Origin of the sequence: Streptomyces venezuelae ATCC 10712, from assembly GCF_008639165.1 — a bacterium.
GTDB classification, from domain to species: domain Bacteria; phylum Actinomycetota; class Actinomycetes; order Streptomycetales; family Streptomycetaceae; genus Streptomyces; species Streptomyces venezuelae.
In genome coordinates this window covers 5,891,266-5,907,975 of sequence record NZ_CP029197.1, presented here as the reverse complement: position 1 = coordinate 5,907,975, position 16,710 = coordinate 5,891,266, and the positions used below count along the sequence as shown (strand labels likewise).

The following is a 16,710-nucleotide window of genomic DNA, read 5'->3' as shown; positions in this document are numbered from 1 at the left end:
GCGATCCGGTCATCGTACGCAGCCGGCGTCCAGGTCGATGACCTCCTTGGCGAGTGTCTCCAGGACGTCGAGGTCGCGCGCGGTGCGGCCCGCCTCCCGCCGGTCGCCCGGATAGGTGGGGTCGAGGACGACGGCCGCCGCGCCCAGGTCCTGGAGCAGTCCGAGGTCGTCGGCGATCTGCGCCCGGGTGCCCTCGCCGAGGAGCCGTCCCGGGCCGAGCGGCCGGGGGGTGACGCGGAGTTTGATGCGCGGGCAGACGGCGGGCACGGGCCGCTCGTGTTCGTCCGCGACCCGGCGGAGGGCGGGCAGCCCGACGCCGGTGAGCCAGTCGCCGGAGACGGAGGTGGGGTGCCAGGCGTCGCCGAGGCGGACGGCCCGGCGCAGCGCGCCGTGACTGTGTCCGCCGACCCAGACGGGCGGTCCGGGGCGCTGCACGGGCAGCGGACCGGTGTGCAGATCGCGGAAGGAGACGTGGACGCCGTCGAAGGAGGCGACCTCGTCGGCCCAGCAGGCCTTGATCGCGGCGAGGTACTCGTCGCTGATCGCGCCGCGCTTGCGGTAAGGGACGTCGAGGACGGCGAACTCCCGGGCGGCCCAGCCCGCGGCGGCGCCGAAGACGAGCCGGCCGCCGCTGAACCGGTCGATGTTGGCGGCGACGCGGGCGGTGTGCACGGGATGCCGGTACGGGAGGATCGTCACCGTCGTGCCGAGGCCGACGGTCCGGGTGACCCCGGCGAGCCAGGCGAGGGTCGTGAAGGGGTCGTAGAACGGGGCGGGGAAGAGGTGCTGCACGTCCGGGGTGAGGGCCACGTGGTCGGAGACCATGGCGTAGTGGTAGCCGATCGCCTCGACGCGGAGTGCCCAGTCGGCGAGGGCGTCGGGGGTGGCCTCGGGCCCGTAGTTGGGCAGATTGACGCCGAACTTCATGGCGTGTTCCTTTCCAGGGCGTCGGCCGCGGTCGCGCCCGCGGCTCCGGTCCTGTCTTCGGCACCGTGGCGTGCCCGGGCCGTGCGCCGGGCGGGTCCGCGCGCCGCGGTGAGGTGGAGGAGGACTCCCGCGAGCGCGACCCCGGCGGCGGGGAGCGGGAGCCAGCGGGCGTCGAGCCCGTGGGCGAGGGCGAGGCCGCCGAGCGCGGAGCCGACGGCGCCGCCGAGGTAGGTGGCGGAGCTGTTGAGGCCGACGGCGGCGGCGCCGTCGGCCTGCCCCGCGAGCAGCCGGTGCTGCTGGGGGACGACGAAGGCCCAGCCCACGGCGCCCCAGACGAGCAGGGGCAGCAGGACGAGGCCGGGCACGGTCCCGGTCCAGGGCAGCAGGGCGAGGGCGCCGCCGAGGGTGCCGAGCAGGGCGACGGCGAGGAGGGCGGGCTTTCCCGTCCGGTCGACGAGGGTGCCGGCGAGGAGACTGCCGCAGACGCCGCCGATGCCCCAGACCCAGAGGTACGGCACGGCGCTGCCGACGTCGGCGGTCCGGCGGAGGACGGGTTCCAGGTAGGTGTAGAGCCCGAGGCTGGCGACGGTCTGGGTGAAGGTGACGGTGACGACGGCGGCGACCCGGGGCCGGGCGAGGGCGCCGAGCCGGGCCCGCAGGGAGGGCGCGGCGGCGGCCCGGACGGCCGGGAGGGCGGTGGCGACGCCGAGCAGGGCGACCGCGCCGAGTGCGGTGATCAGCCAGAGGGCCGTCCGCCAGCCGGAGTGGGCGGCGACGAGCAGGCCGAGCGGTACGCCGAGGACGGTGCCGGCGCTCATCCCGCCGAGGACGAGGCCGAGGGCGCGGCCGCGCCGTTCGGGCGGGACGAGCGCGACGGCGGCGGTCGCGGCGGCCGGGGTGAAGAGGCCCGCTCCGGCGCCGGCGAGGGCCCGGGTGCCGAGGAGCCCGGCGTACGAACCGGTGAGCGCGGTCCCGGCGTTGGCGAGGACGAAGACCACGAGCGCGGTGACGAGGACCGTACGGGTCCCCCGGCGGCCGAGGGCGGCCGAGCAGAGCGGTGCGGCCAGGGCGTAGCAGAGGGTGAAGGCGGTGACGGACTGTCCGGCGAGGGAGACGGAGACGTGCAGGTCGGCCCCGATGCCGGGGAGCAGTCCCGCCATCGCGTAGGCGTCGGTCCCCATGGCGAAGGAGCCGAGCGCGAGCAGGGCCACGGCGCGCGTGCCGCCCATGTCACCCCCTGGTGTGTTCCGCGCGTTGCTGTCGTACGGATCGGTTCTGGGGACGTTACTGACCGTACGCACCGGCCGCAGCCGAAGGCGCCGGAGTGGGTTCGGAGTTCCGCAGCCTCGCGTCGCCGCTCCGCCCGGATCGGCCGGTCACGTGCCTACGGTGGACCGATCGAGGAACCCCTGGAGGGAGTCCACCGTGCTCGACCTGTCCGTCATCAACGCGATGTTCCCGCCCGACCTCCCGGAACCGGCCGACTGGGAGCGGCGGTTCGGTCCGCGTGTCCTGCCGGCGGGGGCCGAGGTGACGCGCTTCGCCCCGAGCCCCACCGGACACCTGCACATCGGCGGCCTGTACACGGCCGCCGTGGCGCGCGCCCTGGCCCACCAGTCGGGCGGTGTGTTCGTGCTGCGCGTCGAGGACACCGACCGCTCCCGCCAAGTGGCGGGCGCGGCGGAGGAGTTCGGGCGGCTGCTGGGCGCCTTCGGGCTCGCGCCCGACGAGGGCGGGGTCGACGGGGACGGCGCCTGGGGGCCGTATCTCCAGTCGGAACGCCGGGACGTCTACCTGAGCCATGTCCGCGCGCTGCTGCGGCAGGACCGCGCGTACCCCTGCTTCTGCGACAAGGACCGGCTGGCCCGCAGTGCGCGGGAGCAGCGGGCGGGGCGCTCCCCGCTCGGCTACTACGGCCGGTGGGCGCCGTGCCGGACGCTGGCCCCGGCGGAGGCGGCCCGGCGGCTCGCGGCGGGCGAGCCGTACGTGGTGCGCTTCCGCTGCCCGTACGAGTTCCCCGGCCGGGTCCGGTTCGCGGACCGCATCCGGTCCTCCGTGACGCTGCAGGACAACGGCAACGACATCGTGCTGCTCAAGTCCTCGCAGGACGAACTTCCCCTGCCGACCTACCATTTCGCGCACGTCGTGGACGACCACCTGATGAGGGTGTCGCTCGTCGTGCGCGGCGAGGAGTGGCTGTCCTCGACGCCGGTCCATCTGCAGCTGCACACGGCGCTGGGCTTCGAACCGCCCGCGTACGCGCATCTCGCGCCGCTGATGAAGGCGGAGGGTCCGTCCCGCCGCAAGCTCAGCAAGCGCAAGGACCCCGAGGCGTCGGTGGACTACTACCTGGCCGCCGGATACCCCCCGGCGGCCGTCCAGCACTACCTGCGCGGTCTCGCCAACATCCGGCTGATGGACGTCCCCACGGCCGAGGCGCTCGCCGCGCCCGTCCGGACCGACGGCATGCGCCCGTCAGGTCCCCTGCTCGACCTGCCCAAACTGCACTCCCTGAGCCGGGAGTTCATCGCCTCGCTCACCCCCGGCGAGCTGTACGCCCAGCTCCTCGCCTGGGCCCGGGACCACGACCCCGAGCTCGGTTCCGTCCTGGCCCGGCACGAGGAACTCGCCTTGGCCGCCTTGGCGGTGGGCCGGCCGGAGGGCGCGCCCGCCCGGAAGGACCTCGACCGCTGGTCCTGCTTCCGCGACCGCTACGGCTTCTTCTTCACGGAGCTCTTCGGCTCGCCGCCGGCCGCCGACGACGACCGCTACGGCGGTCTGGACCCGGAGCTGGTGCGCCGGATCGCCGCCGGCTTCGCCCGGGAGGCGGCCGGGGCCGGCACGCCGGAGGAGTGGTACGGGGCCCTGCGGGAGCTCGCGGTGCGGCACGGTCACGCCCCGGACACGGCCGCCTGGCGGCGGGAGCCGGGACGCTGGGCGGGACCGCCGAGACAGGTCGCGAACGTGGTCCGGGTCGCGCTCACGGGCGCCACCCGCAGCCCCGACCTGTTCGCGGTGGCGCGCGTCCTGGGCCCGGACGAGGTGCTGCGCCGCCTCGGCGCCGTGGCGGGGTGAGGCGGCGGCGGGGCACCGGATGCGGGGTCAGTCCAGCGGCATGCTCCGTTCCGCGGGCCGCGCTCCCGGGGCCGTCGGCGCCGGGACCCTGAGCAGGCCCTTGTCGCTGGAGCTCGCGGGCGCGTCCGCCCCGACCGGGGTGGTGGTCATCGGGCGGGCGGCGGCGCAACGCTGCTTCTCCGCCTCGGACATGGGTCCGGTCCGCTGGAGCAGCCGGTCGGGCACGGCCCGGGAGGGCCCGTCGACGACGACGTGCAGCCGGTAGTCGTCCTTCGTGCTGACGAACCAGCCTTCGACCCGCTCCCGGCTCGGCTGCGTCTCGACCCAACTGACCTCGCCGGGCTGGATCTTCTCCACGATGGTGCGCCGGTCGCCGCTGAACCACTGCCAGGGCCGCTCCCAGGCCTTCTCGTAGGCGAGGGCGAACTGGGCGGCCATGGGCCGCTCCTTGGCCCGCTTCTCGTCCTCCTCCCGCACGCCGCTGGTGGGCAGCCGGGCCACCTCGGGGAGCGCGAGGCCGGCGTCGGCGTACGTCTGGGCGATGCTGTCGTGGCTGCGCTCGGAGTACGAGAGGAGCCGGCTGTGCTGGAGGGTGTTGCGGGTGCAGTTGACGAAGGCCTCTCCGACGACCCGCGCCTCGTCGTAGTAGCGGAAGGAGGTCCGGGCGTCCGGCCGGAAGACGCAGGCGTTCTCGCCGTTGCAGGCGGCGGCCGCGTTGTGGAGGCTGCTCTCCCGTTCGTTGCCCTTGTACGCCTCCGAGGTCCCGAGGCGCGTCTTGTCGACGGTCTTGTCGACGGCGGGCGGCACCTCGACCGCGCGGATGCGGGCGATCATCGGTGAACAGGTCACATGGGTACGGGAGTCGGTGACCCGGGAGGTGAAGATGAGCGCCGGTTCGTTCTCCCCGGCGGTGAACACATAGCCGCGACCCGTCCAACGCCCCTTGCCGGGCGTGCCCTTCACCCGGTCGGGGTCACCCGCGGTGGTGACCTCCTGGACGGCGCCGCCGGAGCCGGTGACCGCGTACGGCTGTCCGTCGACGACCTGCGCGCCGGTGCACTCCTTGGAGACGGCGGGGCTGTCCTCGTAGGTGACGGTGACCTTCGCCCCCGCACGGACCCCGCGGAGTCGCTGCCGAAGGGTGTTGCCGTCCTTCTGGAGGGCGACGCCGTGGGAGACGTCGGTGCGCCCGGAAGCGGTGGGCGAGTAGCGCTGGTTGAGGCCGGTCCAGTGGTCGATGCCGACGGTGGTGGGACCGTCGCCCCTCATGACGGGTTCGGCGAAGTCACCGTTGAGGACGGGGACGGCCTGCTCGGCGGGGGCGGACTGCCGGGCGGGGGCGGCCTGCTCGCCCGGGGCGGCCGAGGCGAGGGCGGGCAGGGGGGCGAGCGGCAGCAGCAGTCCGGCGGCCCCGATGACGGCGGCGGCCGGGAGCGTGGTGCGGTTCATGGCGGTGGTCCTCCCGGTCAGTGAGCGGCGAGTACGACGACGGCGCGCTTCGGTTCGGCGCCCGAGGGCACCGCCCGCGCTGCGGGGACCTCGACGGCCGACGGCGGGCCGGGAGCAGGAACGGGCCCGGGCCCGGGTGCCGGGGTGGGGGCGGTGTTCCCGGTGGGCCTCGTGCCGCCGCAGACGCCGGCGGGTGCGGCGTACGTCTGGGCGATGAACGTGCTGCTGGTGACCATCGAGGGGCTGTCCACGACGATGCCGAGGATCTGCTGCCCGGTGTCGGCGACGAGGCTGCCGGCCACCCGCCGCATGGCGGCGTTCGCTCCGAAGACGAGCATGTCGTGCGCGTTGACCGTGGTCTTGTAGACGGTCTGCTCGGTGGCCTCGGTCGTCCACGACTTGGAGTACGTAGCCTTGAAGGCGGCCTGGAAGGCGAGCCGCGCGCTCGTCGAGCCGGCCGCCTTGGCGCCGCCGGCGACGGTGGTCTTGGTCCCGTTCGTCGACGTCGGCCCGTCCTTGAGGTTGGGTGTCTTGTTCTCGCTGCTGTTGTCGTTGGAGAGGTTGGTGGTGACCTCGCCGGAGGCGCTGACCGTGCCCTCGGCGGTGATCTGCCCGGAGATCTCGCCGCCGATGTTGTCGGTGGTGCCGGTCTTCAGGGTGACGGTCCGGTCGACGGCCATGTCGTTCTGGGTGCAGTTGACGACCGCGTTGCCGAGGGACTTCACGGCGGTGACGTACTCGCGGCTCAGCTTGCGGTCGATGACGAACGTGCAGGCGGAGCGCTTGGTTTCGCAGTGCTTGAGGACGTCGTCGACCTTGGCCGGGCGGCCGTCGGCGGTGACGGCGCGGGGGACGGGGGTCTCGCCCGGCCCCTCCTCGGCGGCGCCGGCGGGAGGTGCGAGGGCGGTGGCGGCGAGGCCGAGGAGGACGGAGAGCGCGGGCAGCAGGGCGGCGCGAGGAGGGCACGCGGGCATGGCGGGGATTCCCTTCGGGACGGAGGGGCGCGGGGACGTGCGGGGGCGCGGCTGGAGCGCGGGGACGTGCGGAGGGGGCGGCGGCTCAGTCGCCGAGGAGGGCGCAGAGCTGGTCGACCGGGAAGGGGGACCGTCCCGGGTCGGTGGAGCCCTCCGGAAGCGAGCCGGGGAAGGACGCGCAGGTCGAGCTGACGGCCTGGGCCGCGTTGTTCGCGGGCTCGGGCTCGTTCGAGGCGATGGTCTCGGTCATGTCCTTGAGGCCCTTCTCCTCGGCGGCGCCCTTGCCGCCGGTGAGCTTGTCCATGCAGGAGGACGAGCCGGGCGGGCACTCCGAGAGCTTCTCTTCGGCGGCCTTGATGTCCTTGTCGGCCTTGCCGGCCGCCTCCTGGTTCTTCTTCTGCTGCTCCTCGATCTCCTTGGCCTCCTTGGCGTTGGCCTCCTTGTCCAGACAGGCCTGGTCGTCGGGCTTGCACTCCTCGGCGTACGCGGTGGGGGCCAGGGGCAGGGCGAGAGCGGCGGCGAGGACGGCGGCGGTCAGCACACGACGTGCCGATGCCTTGCGGGCGGGCATGGGAACTCCCTCGGGACATGGGTGAGTTGGTGAGCTCGGTCGGGGACGCCAGGGGCGGACAGGGGACTGTCCTCAAGATCACCGAGCGCATCCCGACGCTAACCGCCGGTGCCTCGGCGCTCCGGCACGACACACGGCGCGGCGCGCACCCCGAGGGCCGCTCACCACTTCGGCGGAGCGCACTCGGGGCCGCCGGGACCGGTCGCACCAGGGGGTCGCGGGGCCGGTCGCGCGGTCCCTCCGTACACCCGTGGGCGTGGATTACGGGCCCGGCGCGGGAGGGCCTGCGGCCGTGCGGGGCGGGGTCGCTCACTCCCCCGGCCGCCGCCGTTCGGCGGCCCGCGTCGGGGCGCGGCGGAGGGGCGCGTCCAGGGCCGGCGACCGGCCGAATGCGCCCCCGCCGCAGCGTCCCGAACGGAGGTCCGTCAAACGGGTGTTTCAGCGATTCCAGCGCGCCCTCGTGATCGTTTTCGGTCAGTCTGCTGATGTGCCCGGCGGCCCGTCCCGGTCGCCGCACCCGGCCGTGGGCACCCCATGCCCAAGGGCCCGGCACGGCCTGTCCGCATGACCCGCGCCCGGCCCGCCCGCCTCCGCCCACCCTCGGAACCGCAGGCCGACCGGCGCAGCGCTCCCGTATGTCCCCATCGAAGGAGAGCAGAGCCATGTCCCGAACACGCCGCAGTCCCCTGCGTACCCCGCTGCCCGGGCGCTTCTCGGCCGCGGCCGTCCTCACGGCCGCCGCACTCACCGCGCTTCCGGCGCTCGCCCCGGCCGCGACGGCCAACGAAGGCAACCCCACCGTGCTCAGCTGGGGCGCCGGCCGCACCGGCCAGCTCGGCAACGGCACCCTCAGCGACAGCCTCAGCCCGTCCTCGGTCACCAGCCTCTTCCGCGGCGACGTCGACCAGATGTCGGCGGGCGGCACCTCGTCCGCCGACTCCTTCGCCCTGGCCCGTACCGACAAGACGGTCAAGTCCTGGGGGCACAACTCCTCCGGCCAGCTCGGCAACGGCGGCAACACCAACCAGACCGTGCCCACCACCGTCCCGCGCCTGACCGACATCAAGGACGTCGCGGCGGGCGGGAAGCACGCCCTCGCCCTCGACACCAGCGGCCAGGTCTACTCCTGGGGCGACAACTCCTACGGCCAGCTCGGCAACAACCGCACCGGCGACAGCCGTACGGTGCCCGATCGCGTCCAGGGCATGCCCAAGGTCAAGCAGATCTCGGCCGGCTGCGACTTCAGCCTCGCCCTCCTGGAGAACGGCAAGGTGTACGCCTGGGGCCGCGGCATCCACGGCCAGCTCGGCACCGGAAACCGCGCCACCAGCTCCGTACCCCGGCAGGTCCAGGGCCTGGAGAACATCGTCGAGATCGACGCAGGCTGCTACCACGCCCTCGCGCTGACCGCCGACGACACGGTCAAGTCCTGGGGCTACAACCTCTACGGCCAGCTCGGCAACTCCTCCACCAAGTCCTCCACCCTCCCCGTCGACGTCGACTGGATCGAGGGCGTCTCCGACATCGAGGCCGGCGCCTTCCACAACTACGTCAAGACCAGCGACAGCCACGTCTGGGGCTGGGGCAACAACCAGTACGGCCAGCTCCTGGAGTCCGACGAGGCCTTCGACGCCAACGTCTCCCGCACCAACCGCACCGCCCCCGTCGAGATCCCGCGCCTCGAAGGCGTCCAGCACCTCGCCGCCGGCGCCCGGCACGGCGTGGCCGTCACCGCCGACGACGTCTTCACCTGGGGCCACAACGGCGAGGGTCAGCTCGGCAACGGCACGACGGTCGCCCGCTACGAGTCGGTGAAGATCCTCAACGAGGGTTCGGCGATCAAGAACGTGGCGGTCTCCCTGGGCGGCAACACGACGTACGCGTACTGAGACGGGAGGGCACTCCCATGACGACGTACACATACGTACGCGGTGTCGCGGCCGCCCTCGCGCTCCTCGCCCTCGCCGGCCCGGCCCGGGCCGCCGAACCCCGTGACCCCTGGGTACGCGCCTGGGGCGGCAACGGCGCCGGCCAGCTCGGCAACGGCACCACCCTCGCCCAGCAGACCCCGGCGGGCGTCCGGGGCCTGAACCGCGCAGACGTCCGGCACCTCGCGGCCGGCGGCGACAGCGACACGCGCTCCTTCGCCGTCGCCCTGCTGAACGACGGCACGGTCCAGTCCTGGGGCGGCAACGCCGCAGGACAGCTCGGCGACGGCAGCACCGTCGGGCGGTCCTTCCCCGCGGCGGTCACCGGACTCTCCGGAGTCTCGAAGACCGCCGCCGGAGTCAATTCCGCCTACGCCGTACGCGGGGGCCGCGTCCTCGCGTGGGGCGACAACACCTACGGCCAGCTCGGCAACGGCACGGCCGGGGCGTCCCCGCGCCCGGTCGCCGTCCAGAGCCTGAACAAGGTCGAGGACATCGCGGCCGGCTGCTTCCACGCGATCGCCCTCCGCGAGGACGGCACCGTCTGGACCTGGGGCCGCAACCACTACGGACAGCTCGGCCTCGGCACCACCACCGACCGGAACACCCCGCAGCGGGTCCCGGACCTCACGGACGTCGTGGAGGTGTCCGCCGGCTGCCACCACTCGCTCGCCCGTACCGCCGACGGCACCGTCAAGGCCTGGGGCTACAACGCCAGCGGGCAGCTCGGCAACGGCAGCACCGCGCACGCTTCCGCCCCCGTCGACGTCGCTCACCTGGCCGACGTCTCGCGGATCTTCGCCGCGGGCTACCACTCCTTCGCCGTCCTCGACGACGGACAGCTGCGCGCCTGGGGCTGGAACAGCGCCGGGCACCTCGGCGACGGCTCCACCGTCTCCCGGACCACGCCGGTCCCCGTCCCCGGACTCACCGACGTCACCGCCCTCGCCGGGGGCTACAACCACACGGTCGCCGTACTCGCCGACGGCTCGGTGCTCGCCTGGGGCGAGAACACCCTGGGCCAGCTCGGCGACGGCACCACCACGAACTCCTCCACCCCGGTCACCGCCCTGCCCCCGGGCAGCGGCGCGACCCGCGTGGCCGTGTCCACCGTGTCCCGGACCAGCTACGCGTACTGACCCCGAAAGGTCCCGATGGAACTCCCCGCACGCATCTCCTTGATCACCGCCCTCACAGCGGTCACCGCCCTCACCGTCCCCTGCGTCTGCGCCCACGCGGCCGCCGGCACCGACCCCTGGGTCCGTGCCTGGGGCGAGAACGCCCAGGGGCAGCTGGGCAACGGCAGCACCCTCGCCCAGCAGACCCCCGCGGCCGTCGCGGGCATCACCCGTGACGACGTCCGCGAGCTCTCCGGCGGCGGGGGCGGCGCCGCCGCGGCCGCCAACGGCTTCGCCGTCGCCCTCCTCAAGGACGGCACCGTGAAGAGCTGGGGCAACAACACCACCGGCCAGCTCGGCAACGGCACCACCACCGCCCAGCCCTTTCCCGCGACCGTCGCCGCACTCTCCGGCGTGAGCGAGGTCTCGGCGGGCCTCAACCACGCCCTCGCCGTCAAGGGCGGCCGGGTCCTCGCCTGGGGCAACAACGCCTCGAAGCAGCTCGGCACCGGCCAGGACACCACCACCCCGTACAAGGCCCCGATCCCCGTGCAGAGCCTGGACAAGGTGAAGGACGTCGGCGCGGGCTGCGACTTCAGCGTGGCGCTGCGGCAGGACGGCACCGTCTGGACCTGGGGCAAGGGCGACAACGGACGCCTGGGCACCGGCAACAACACCACCCGCGAGACCCCGCAGAAGGTCCCCGACCTCGCCGACGTCGAGTCCGTCGCCGTGGGCTGCGAGCACGTCCTCGCGCTCACCGCCGACGGCGTCGTGAAGGCCTGGGGCAAGGGCGCCGAGGGCCAGCTCGGCAACGACTCCACCGCTGACAGCAGCAGGCCCGTCGACGTCGCCCACCTCGACGCCGTGGCCACCGTCTTCGCCACCTCCGCGTCCGGCTTCGCCGTCCTCGACGACGGCAGCGTGGCCGGCTGGGGCAAGAACGCCGAGCGGCAGCTCGGGGACGGCACGAACGCCAACCGCACCACCCCGGTCGTCCTGGACCACCTCAAGGGCGTCCAGAGCATCGCGGGCGGCGCCGACTTCACCCTGGCCGCGCTGGACGACGGCTCGGTGATCGGCTGGGGCGCCAACGCCGCCGCCCAGCTCGGCGACGGCTCCACCACGGCGCCCGCGGCCACCACCGTGGCGCTGCCGCCTGGCAGCGGCATCACCCGTGTCACGACGACGATGACCGGAAAGTCCGGTTTCGCCTACTGACCCTCCTGACCCTGCTGACCCGTCCTCCGCTCCGCGTACCGACCGGGCTGAGGCGGGGAGGTGGGGAGGGGCCCAGCACCCCTCCCCACCTCCGATCCTGGCCAGAATCCACCGTGACCTGGCAGGATCGCTGCATGTCCGCTTCGCCCTCCCGTGTCACCCGCCACTGTCTCGTGGTGGGCGGCACCGTGCTGCTCGTGCTGTGCGGGGTGCTGATGTGGCGGCTGATGCCCTTCGTCTCCCCCGCACCGAGCGGCTCCGTCACCTTCAGTACGGGGGTCCCCAGCGGCGTCTACCAGCGGTACGGGGACCTGCTCAAGCAGGACCTCGCCCAGGACCTGCCCGACGTGTCGATAACGCTGCAGAAGAGCGAGGGCTCGCAGCAGAACCTGGCCCGGGTGGCCACGGGCAAGGCCGACTTCACCATCGCGACCGCCGACGCCGTGGCCCAGTACCAGCGCGAACGCAGGCCCGGCTTCGAGCGGCTGCGCGGCTGCGCACGGCTGTACGACGACTACGTACAGCTCGTGGTGCGCAAGGGCTCGTCGTTGCAGCGGGTGCAGGACCTGCGGGGCCTCCGGGTCGGCGTGGGGCAGGACGGCTCCGGCGTACGGCTGATAGCGGACCGGGTCCTCGCGGCGGCCGGCCTCACACCGGACCGGGACGTCGTACCGGTCCCGGTGGGCATCGACACCATGCCCGAGCTTCTGGAGCGGGGCGAGCTCGACGCCTTCTTCTGGTCAGGCGGCCTGCCCACCCAGGCGGTGCAGCTGCTGTCCGAGCGCTTCCCGATCCGCCTCCTCCCGCTGGACACGGCCCTGGTCGACCAGCTCCACGACGTCGGCGAGTCGACCCGCCACTACCGGTCGGCGGTGATCCCCGCCGACGCGTACGCCAAGGCGCAGGACGGGCTGCAGATCGCGACCCTCGCGGTGGCGAACCTGCTGGTCACGACGGACAAGGCCGACGACGACCTGGTCGAGGGCTTCACCCGTACGGTGATCGCGAGCCGGGACCGGATCGGCAGCAAGGTCCACCCGGCCCAACTGGTGGACCTCCGGACCGCCGTCTACACGGAACCCCTGACCCTCCACGACGGCTCCCGCCGCTACTACCGCTCGGTGAAGCCGTAGGGGCGGTTCGGTCCGCCTTGCCGCCGCCGACCCGCTCCGTCGCCGCTACCGCAGCCGGGGAGGCCCCGCGGCCGGCCTTACCGCCCCGCCGGCTGGCGGCGGCACGCCCGGCACGCGCCTGCCGCCTACCCCCCGGCGAAGCCCCCCGCGTCCGTCCTCGTCGGTGGCTGGTTACGGGGCACGGTCACCGTCACGCGGAGACCGTGCGGCTCGTTCGGAGCGAAGGCCACCCCGCCGCCGCCCGCCGTCAGCAGGACCCGGGCGATGGAGAGGCCGAGGCCCGACCCCTTGACGTTCTGGTGCCGGCCCGAGCGCCAGAAGCGGTCGCCGACCCGGCCGAGCTCCTCGTCCGTGAGGCCCGGCCCGTGGTCGGCGACGACCACCGCGACGGTCTCCCCGCCGGGCAGCGCCGCCACCGTGACGGTGACCTCCTCCCCGGCCGGGGTGAACTTCAGCGCGTTGTCGATCACCGCGTCCAGCGCGCTGGAGAGCGCCACCGGGTCGGCCCAGGCCGTGACCGCCCCGCACTCCGCCGTCAGCAGCACGCCCTTGTCCTCGGCGACCGGACGCCAGGACGCGACCCGCTCGGCCGTGAGCGCGCCGACGTCGGTGAGCCGCAGCTCGGCCGCCGTGTGCTCGGCGAGCGCCAGGTCGAGCAGGTCGTCGAGGACCTGGGCGAGACGCTTGCCCTCGGTCCGTACGGAGGCGATCTCCTCGTTGCCCTCGGGCAGCTCGAGGGCGAGCAGCTCGATCCGCAGGAGCAGCGCGGCCAGCGGGTTGCGCAGCTGGTGGGAGGCGTCGGCGACGAAGGCCCGCTGTTGTTCGAGCGCCTCCTCGACGTTGTCGGCCATCTCGTTGAACGAGAGCGCGAGGCGCCGTAGTTCGGGCGGTCCGCCGGTCGCCGCGACCCGGGAGTTCATCCGTCCGGTCGCGATGTCGTGGGTGACGGAGTCGAGGATGCGGACGGGCCGCAGGACCCAGCCGGTGAGCCGGACGGCGGCGCCGACGGCGACCAGCATGGCGGCGGCCTCGCCCGCGAAGATCAGCACCCAGCCGCGCAGGATGCGCATCCGGAGCTGCCCGGTCGGCGAGTCGGTGACGACGACGGCGACGACGTCCCCGTCGCGGACGACCGGGGAGGCGATGATGAGCCGCGCGTGGGTCTGCCAGGGCCACACCTGGGGCGGATTGTGGCTGCGCCGGCCGAGCAGGGCCTCGTTGAAGGCGCGACGGCCCTCCCCGTCGTACGGGACGACCCAGTCCTCGGGGGCGGCGGCCATGGAGCGGTTGTTCCGGTAGAAGATCCCGGCCCGGATGCCGTACACGTCGTGATAGCTGGCGAGTTCACCGCCGAGGGTGGCGCTCCGCTCGTCGGTGCCGGGGCTGGTCTCGCTGACGAACTGGGCGAGCGCGGCGAAGCGCGCCGCGTCGTCGAGCCGGTCGACGACGACCCGCTGCTGTTCGGACGCGGCGAGGCTGGCGGCGAGCGGGAAGCCGAGGGCGAGCAGGACGCCGGCCATCAGGACGATGAGGAGGGGCAGGAGGCGGGTGCGCACGGAGGGGCCGTCCGGCGGTTACGCGGCGGGGGCGACCAGGCGGTAGCCGACGCCCCGCACGGTCTCGATCAGGGCGGGCATCCGCAGCTTGGAGCGCAGGGAGGCGACGTGCACCTCCAGGGTGCGGCCGGTCCCTTCCCAACTGGTGCGCCAGACCTCGCTGATGATCTGTTCGCGGCGGAAGACGACCCCGGGCCGCTGGGCGAGGAGCGCGAGCAGGTCGAACTCCTTGCGGGTGAGGGGGACGCTCTCGCCGTCGACGCTGACCCTTCGGGTGGGCAGCTCGATGGTGACGGGGCCGAGCCGCAGCTGGGTGCCGTCGGTGGCGGTGCCGGTGGCCGCCGTCTCCTCGGTGCCCGCGTGGCGCCGGCTGACGGCGTGGATCCGGGCGAGCAGCTCGCCGGGGTCGTACGGCTTCACGACGTAGTCGTCGGCGCCGAGGTTGAGCCCGTGGATCCGGGAGCGTACGTCGCCGCGCGCGGTCACCATGATCACCGGGGTGGTGGTGAGCTTCCGGATGCGGCCGCAGACCTGGTAGCCGTCCTGGTCGGGCAGGCCGAGGTCGAGCAGGATCACCCCGTACGAGGGACGCTCGCCCTGCGCGGTGGGCAGGACGGCCTGCAGGGCCTCCTCGCCGTTGCGGGCGTGGGTGACCGTGAAGCCGTGCCGGGCGAGGATCGCGGAGAGGGCGGCGGCGACATGGTCGTCGTCCTCGACGAGCAGCAGTCGCATACGTACCTCCTCCGTGGTTGCCGTCCGATAACGGATCTCTGTGTACCAGGTGGTACCAGGGCATGAACGCCGATCATCGGTGTCACAGTCAAGTGTGCCCCTGTGACGTCGGGGTTTCTGTTATGCACCCGGTACGGCCGGGGACGCCCTCTTCACACGCCGTGTCCGGTTGCAGCCGGATCGTTATGCTCAATTTCAGCTCAGATGTGATGACGGTCCTCACATCGGGTCTCTAGTGTCCTCCCCAACCGAGGAGGACGGAGCAAGAGCCCGATGAGCGGAGAGTCTGTGTCCAAGTCCCTTTCCAGGGGGCCCGAGGACACCCCGCGCGCCGCGGACGACCTGGTCGTACTGTCCGGCGTGAACAAGCACTTCGGCGCACTGCATGTCCTCCAGGACATCGATCTGACGATCAGCCGCGGCGAGGTCGTGGTCGTCATCGGACCTTCCGGGTCCGGCAAGTCGACGCTGTGCCGCACGATCAACCGGCTGGAGAGCATCGACTCCGGCACCATCACCATCGACGGCAAGCCGCTGCCGGCGGAGGGCAAGGAGCTCGCCCGGCTCCGTTCCGACGTGGGCATGGTCTTCCAATCGTTCAACCTTTTCGCGCACAAGACGGTGCTCGAGAACGTGATGCTGGGCCAGATCAAGGTCCGGAAGACGGAGAAGAAGGCCGCCGAGACCAAGGCGCGCGCCCTGCTCGACCGGGTCGGCGTGGGTACCCAGGCGGACAAGTACCCGGCGCAGCTCTCCGGCGGCCAGCAGCAGCGCGTGGCGATCGCCCGCGCGCTCGCGATGGACCCGAAGGTCATGCTGTTCGACGAGCCGACCTCCGCGCTGGACCCCGAGATGATCAACGAGGTCCTGGAGGTCATGCAGCAGCTGGCCCAGGAGGGCATGACGATGGTGGTCGTCACCCACGAGATGGGCTTCGCGCGCTCCGCCGCCAACCGGGTCGTCTTCATGGCGGACGGCCGCATCGTCGAGCAGGCGACTCCCGAGGAGTTCTTCAGCAACCCGCGCAGCGACCGGGCGAAGGACTTCCTCTCCAAGATCCTTCACCACTGAGCGAGTTCGGGCCTATCCTTCCCAACTCACTTCTAGACCAAGGGACATTCCTCGATGAAGCTTCGTCGCACCCCCGCCGCCGCGGCGGCCGCCGTCGTCCTCGCCCTGACCGCCACCGCCTGTGGCAGCGGCTCCGACTCGGGCAGCAACGGTGACAAGATCACCGTCGGCATCAAGTTCGACCAGCCCGGTCTGGGCCTGAAGACCCCGGACGGCACGTACGCCGGCTTCGACGTCGACGTGGCCAAGTACGTCGCCAAGGAGCTCGGCTTCGCCGAGGACAAGATCAACTGGAAGCAGGCGCCGAGCGCCGAGCGCGAGAACCTGATCAAGAACGGTGACGTCAAGTTCGTCGTCGCCAGCTACTCGATCAACGAGAAGCGCCTCAAGGAGGTCGACTTCGCCGGCCCGTACTTCGTGACCCACCAGGACCTGCTGGTGCGCGCCGACGACTCGTCGATCACCAAGGTCGAGGACCTCAACTCCAAGAAGCTCTGCTCGGTCACCGGCTCGACCTCCGCGCAGAACGTCAAGGAGAAGCTCGCCCCGAAGGCCGACCTCCAGCAGCTCGGCGGCTACTCCGAGTGCCTCACCGGCCTGGAGAACAAGCGTGTCGACGCCCTGACCACAGACGCCTCCATCCTCGCGGGCTACGCCTCGCAGAAGGAGCACCAGGGCAAGTTCAAGCTCGCGGGTCTCTCCCTGAGCAACGAGAACTACGGCATCGGCATCAAGAAGGGCGACTCCGAGCTCAAGGGCAAGATCAACAAGGCCCTGGAGAAGATGGTCTCCGACGGCACCTGGGACAAGCTCGTGAAGCAGCACTTCGGCCCCTCGGGCTACAAGAACGACCCCGCGCCGAAGATCGCCGGCTGATCCACCCCGCCCGGTCCGTGACGGCCGCCCCGCTCGGCGGCGGCCGTCACCCCGGCACCGGCCGCTGCCCACGCACCGG

Annotated in this window: 14 protein-coding genes; 7 read left to right on the top strand and 7 right to left on the bottom strand. The window is 72.8% G+C overall.

Annotated features, from left to right (window positions below):
- Positions 1 to 9: 9 nt before the first annotated feature.
- Entirely contained in the window at positions 10 to 927 is a 918-nt protein-coding gene (locus DEJ43_RS27345) for a TIGR03619 family F420-dependent LLM class oxidoreductase (protein WP_015036626.1), read from the bottom strand.
- Positions 924 to 2,156: an MFS transporter gene (locus DEJ43_RS27340; RefSeq protein ID WP_015036625.1), complete on the bottom strand. Its 1,233-nt coding sequence runs from the start codon at positions 2,154 to 2,156 to the stop codon at positions 924 to 926. The genes DEJ43_RS27345 and DEJ43_RS27340 overlap by 4 nt, the downstream gene beginning before the upstream one ends.
- A 196-nt stretch (positions 2,157 to 2,352) precedes the next feature.
- On the opposite strand from DEJ43_RS27340, the gene DEJ43_RS27335 reads away from it, so the two are divergent.
- Positions 2,353 to 4,002: a glutamate--tRNA ligase gene (locus tag DEJ43_RS27335; RefSeq protein ID WP_015036624.1), complete on the top strand. Its 1,650-nt coding sequence runs from the start codon at positions 2,353 to 2,355 to the stop codon at positions 4,000 to 4,002.
- Between the two features lie 27 nt (positions 4,003 to 4,029).
- Here DEJ43_RS27335 and DEJ43_RS27330 read toward each other — a convergent pair whose 3' ends face one another.
- The 3 genes from DEJ43_RS27330 to DEJ43_RS27320 all read right to left on the bottom strand — a co-directional run bounded on the left by DEJ43_RS27330 (position 4,030) and on the right by DEJ43_RS27320 (position 6,996).
- Positions 4,030 to 5,451, bottom strand: a complete 1,422-nt coding sequence (locus tag DEJ43_RS27330; RefSeq protein WP_015036623.1) for a hypothetical protein — start codon at positions 5,449 to 5,451, stop codon at positions 4,030 to 4,032.
- A 17-nt stretch (positions 5,452 to 5,468) separates the two neighbouring features.
- Positions 5,469 to 6,425: a hypothetical protein gene (locus DEJ43_RS27325; RefSeq protein WP_015036622.1), complete on the bottom strand. Its 957-nt coding sequence runs from the start codon at positions 6,423 to 6,425 to the stop codon at positions 5,469 to 5,471.
- Positions 6,426 to 6,510: 85 nt separating this feature from the next.
- A complete protein-coding gene (locus DEJ43_RS27320; RefSeq protein WP_015036621.1) occupies positions 6,511 to 6,996 on the bottom strand; it encodes a BAR domain-containing protein in 486 nt (161 codons plus the stop codon).
- A gap of 662 nt (positions 6,997 to 7,658) precedes the next feature.
- On the opposite strand from DEJ43_RS27320, the gene DEJ43_RS27315 reads away from it, so the two are divergent.
- The 4 genes from DEJ43_RS27315 (at position 7,659) to DEJ43_RS27300 (ending at position 12,396) form a co-directional block, all read left to right on the top strand.
- Positions 7,659 to 8,885 (top strand): RCC1-like domain-containing protein, encoded by a 1,227-nt coding sequence (locus DEJ43_RS27315; RefSeq protein WP_015036620.1) that lies wholly within the window; start codon positions 7,659 to 7,661, stop codon positions 8,883 to 8,885.
- Between the two features lie 17 nt (positions 8,886 to 8,902).
- Complete coding sequence (locus tag DEJ43_RS27310) at positions 8,903 to 10,063, top strand: RCC1 domain-containing protein (RefSeq protein WP_015036619.1); 1,161 nt, start codon at positions 8,903 to 8,905, stop codon at positions 10,061 to 10,063.
- Positions 10,064 to 10,078: 15 nt separating this feature from the next.
- Positions 10,079 to 11,263, top strand: a complete 1,185-nt coding sequence (locus tag DEJ43_RS27305) for an RCC1 domain-containing protein (protein WP_015036618.1) — start codon at positions 10,079 to 10,081, stop codon at positions 11,261 to 11,263.
- Positions 11,264 to 11,397: 134 nt separating this feature from the next.
- The gene (locus DEJ43_RS27300; protein WP_015036617.1) at positions 11,398 to 12,396 is read left to right on the top strand and encodes a TAXI family TRAP transporter solute-binding subunit; all 999 of its coding nucleotides are present in this window, start codon (positions 11,398 to 11,400) and stop codon (positions 12,394 to 12,396) included.
- A 125-nt stretch (positions 12,397 to 12,521) separates the two neighbouring features.
- Here DEJ43_RS27300 and DEJ43_RS27295 read toward each other — a convergent pair whose 3' ends face one another.
- A complete protein-coding gene (locus DEJ43_RS27295; protein WP_071891537.1) occupies positions 12,522 to 13,952 on the bottom strand; it encodes a sensor histidine kinase in 1,431 nt (476 codons plus the stop codon).
- 18 nt (positions 13,953 to 13,970) lie between these two features.
- Positions 13,971 to 14,684, bottom strand: a complete 714-nt coding sequence (locus DEJ43_RS27290; RefSeq protein ID WP_015036615.1) for a response regulator transcription factor — start codon at positions 14,682 to 14,684, stop codon at positions 13,971 to 13,973.
- 273 nt (positions 14,685 to 14,957) lie between these two features.
- Here DEJ43_RS27290 and DEJ43_RS27285 point away from each other — a divergent pair, with 273 nt between their 5' ends.
- Together DEJ43_RS27285 and DEJ43_RS27280 are read left to right on the top strand one after the other, a co-directional pair.
- Positions 14,958 to 15,755 carry an amino acid ABC transporter ATP-binding protein gene (locus tag DEJ43_RS27285; RefSeq protein WP_015036614.1) on the top strand — a complete coding sequence of 266 codons (798 nt, stop codon included), beginning with the start codon at positions 14,958 to 14,960 and terminating at the stop codon, positions 15,753 to 15,755.
- A gap of 54 nt (positions 15,756 to 15,809) precedes the next feature.
- Complete coding sequence (locus DEJ43_RS27280; protein WP_015036613.1) at positions 15,810 to 16,631, top strand: glutamate ABC transporter substrate-binding protein; 822 nt, start codon at positions 15,810 to 15,812, stop codon at positions 16,629 to 16,631.
- Positions 16,632 to 16,710 lie beyond the last annotated feature (79 nt).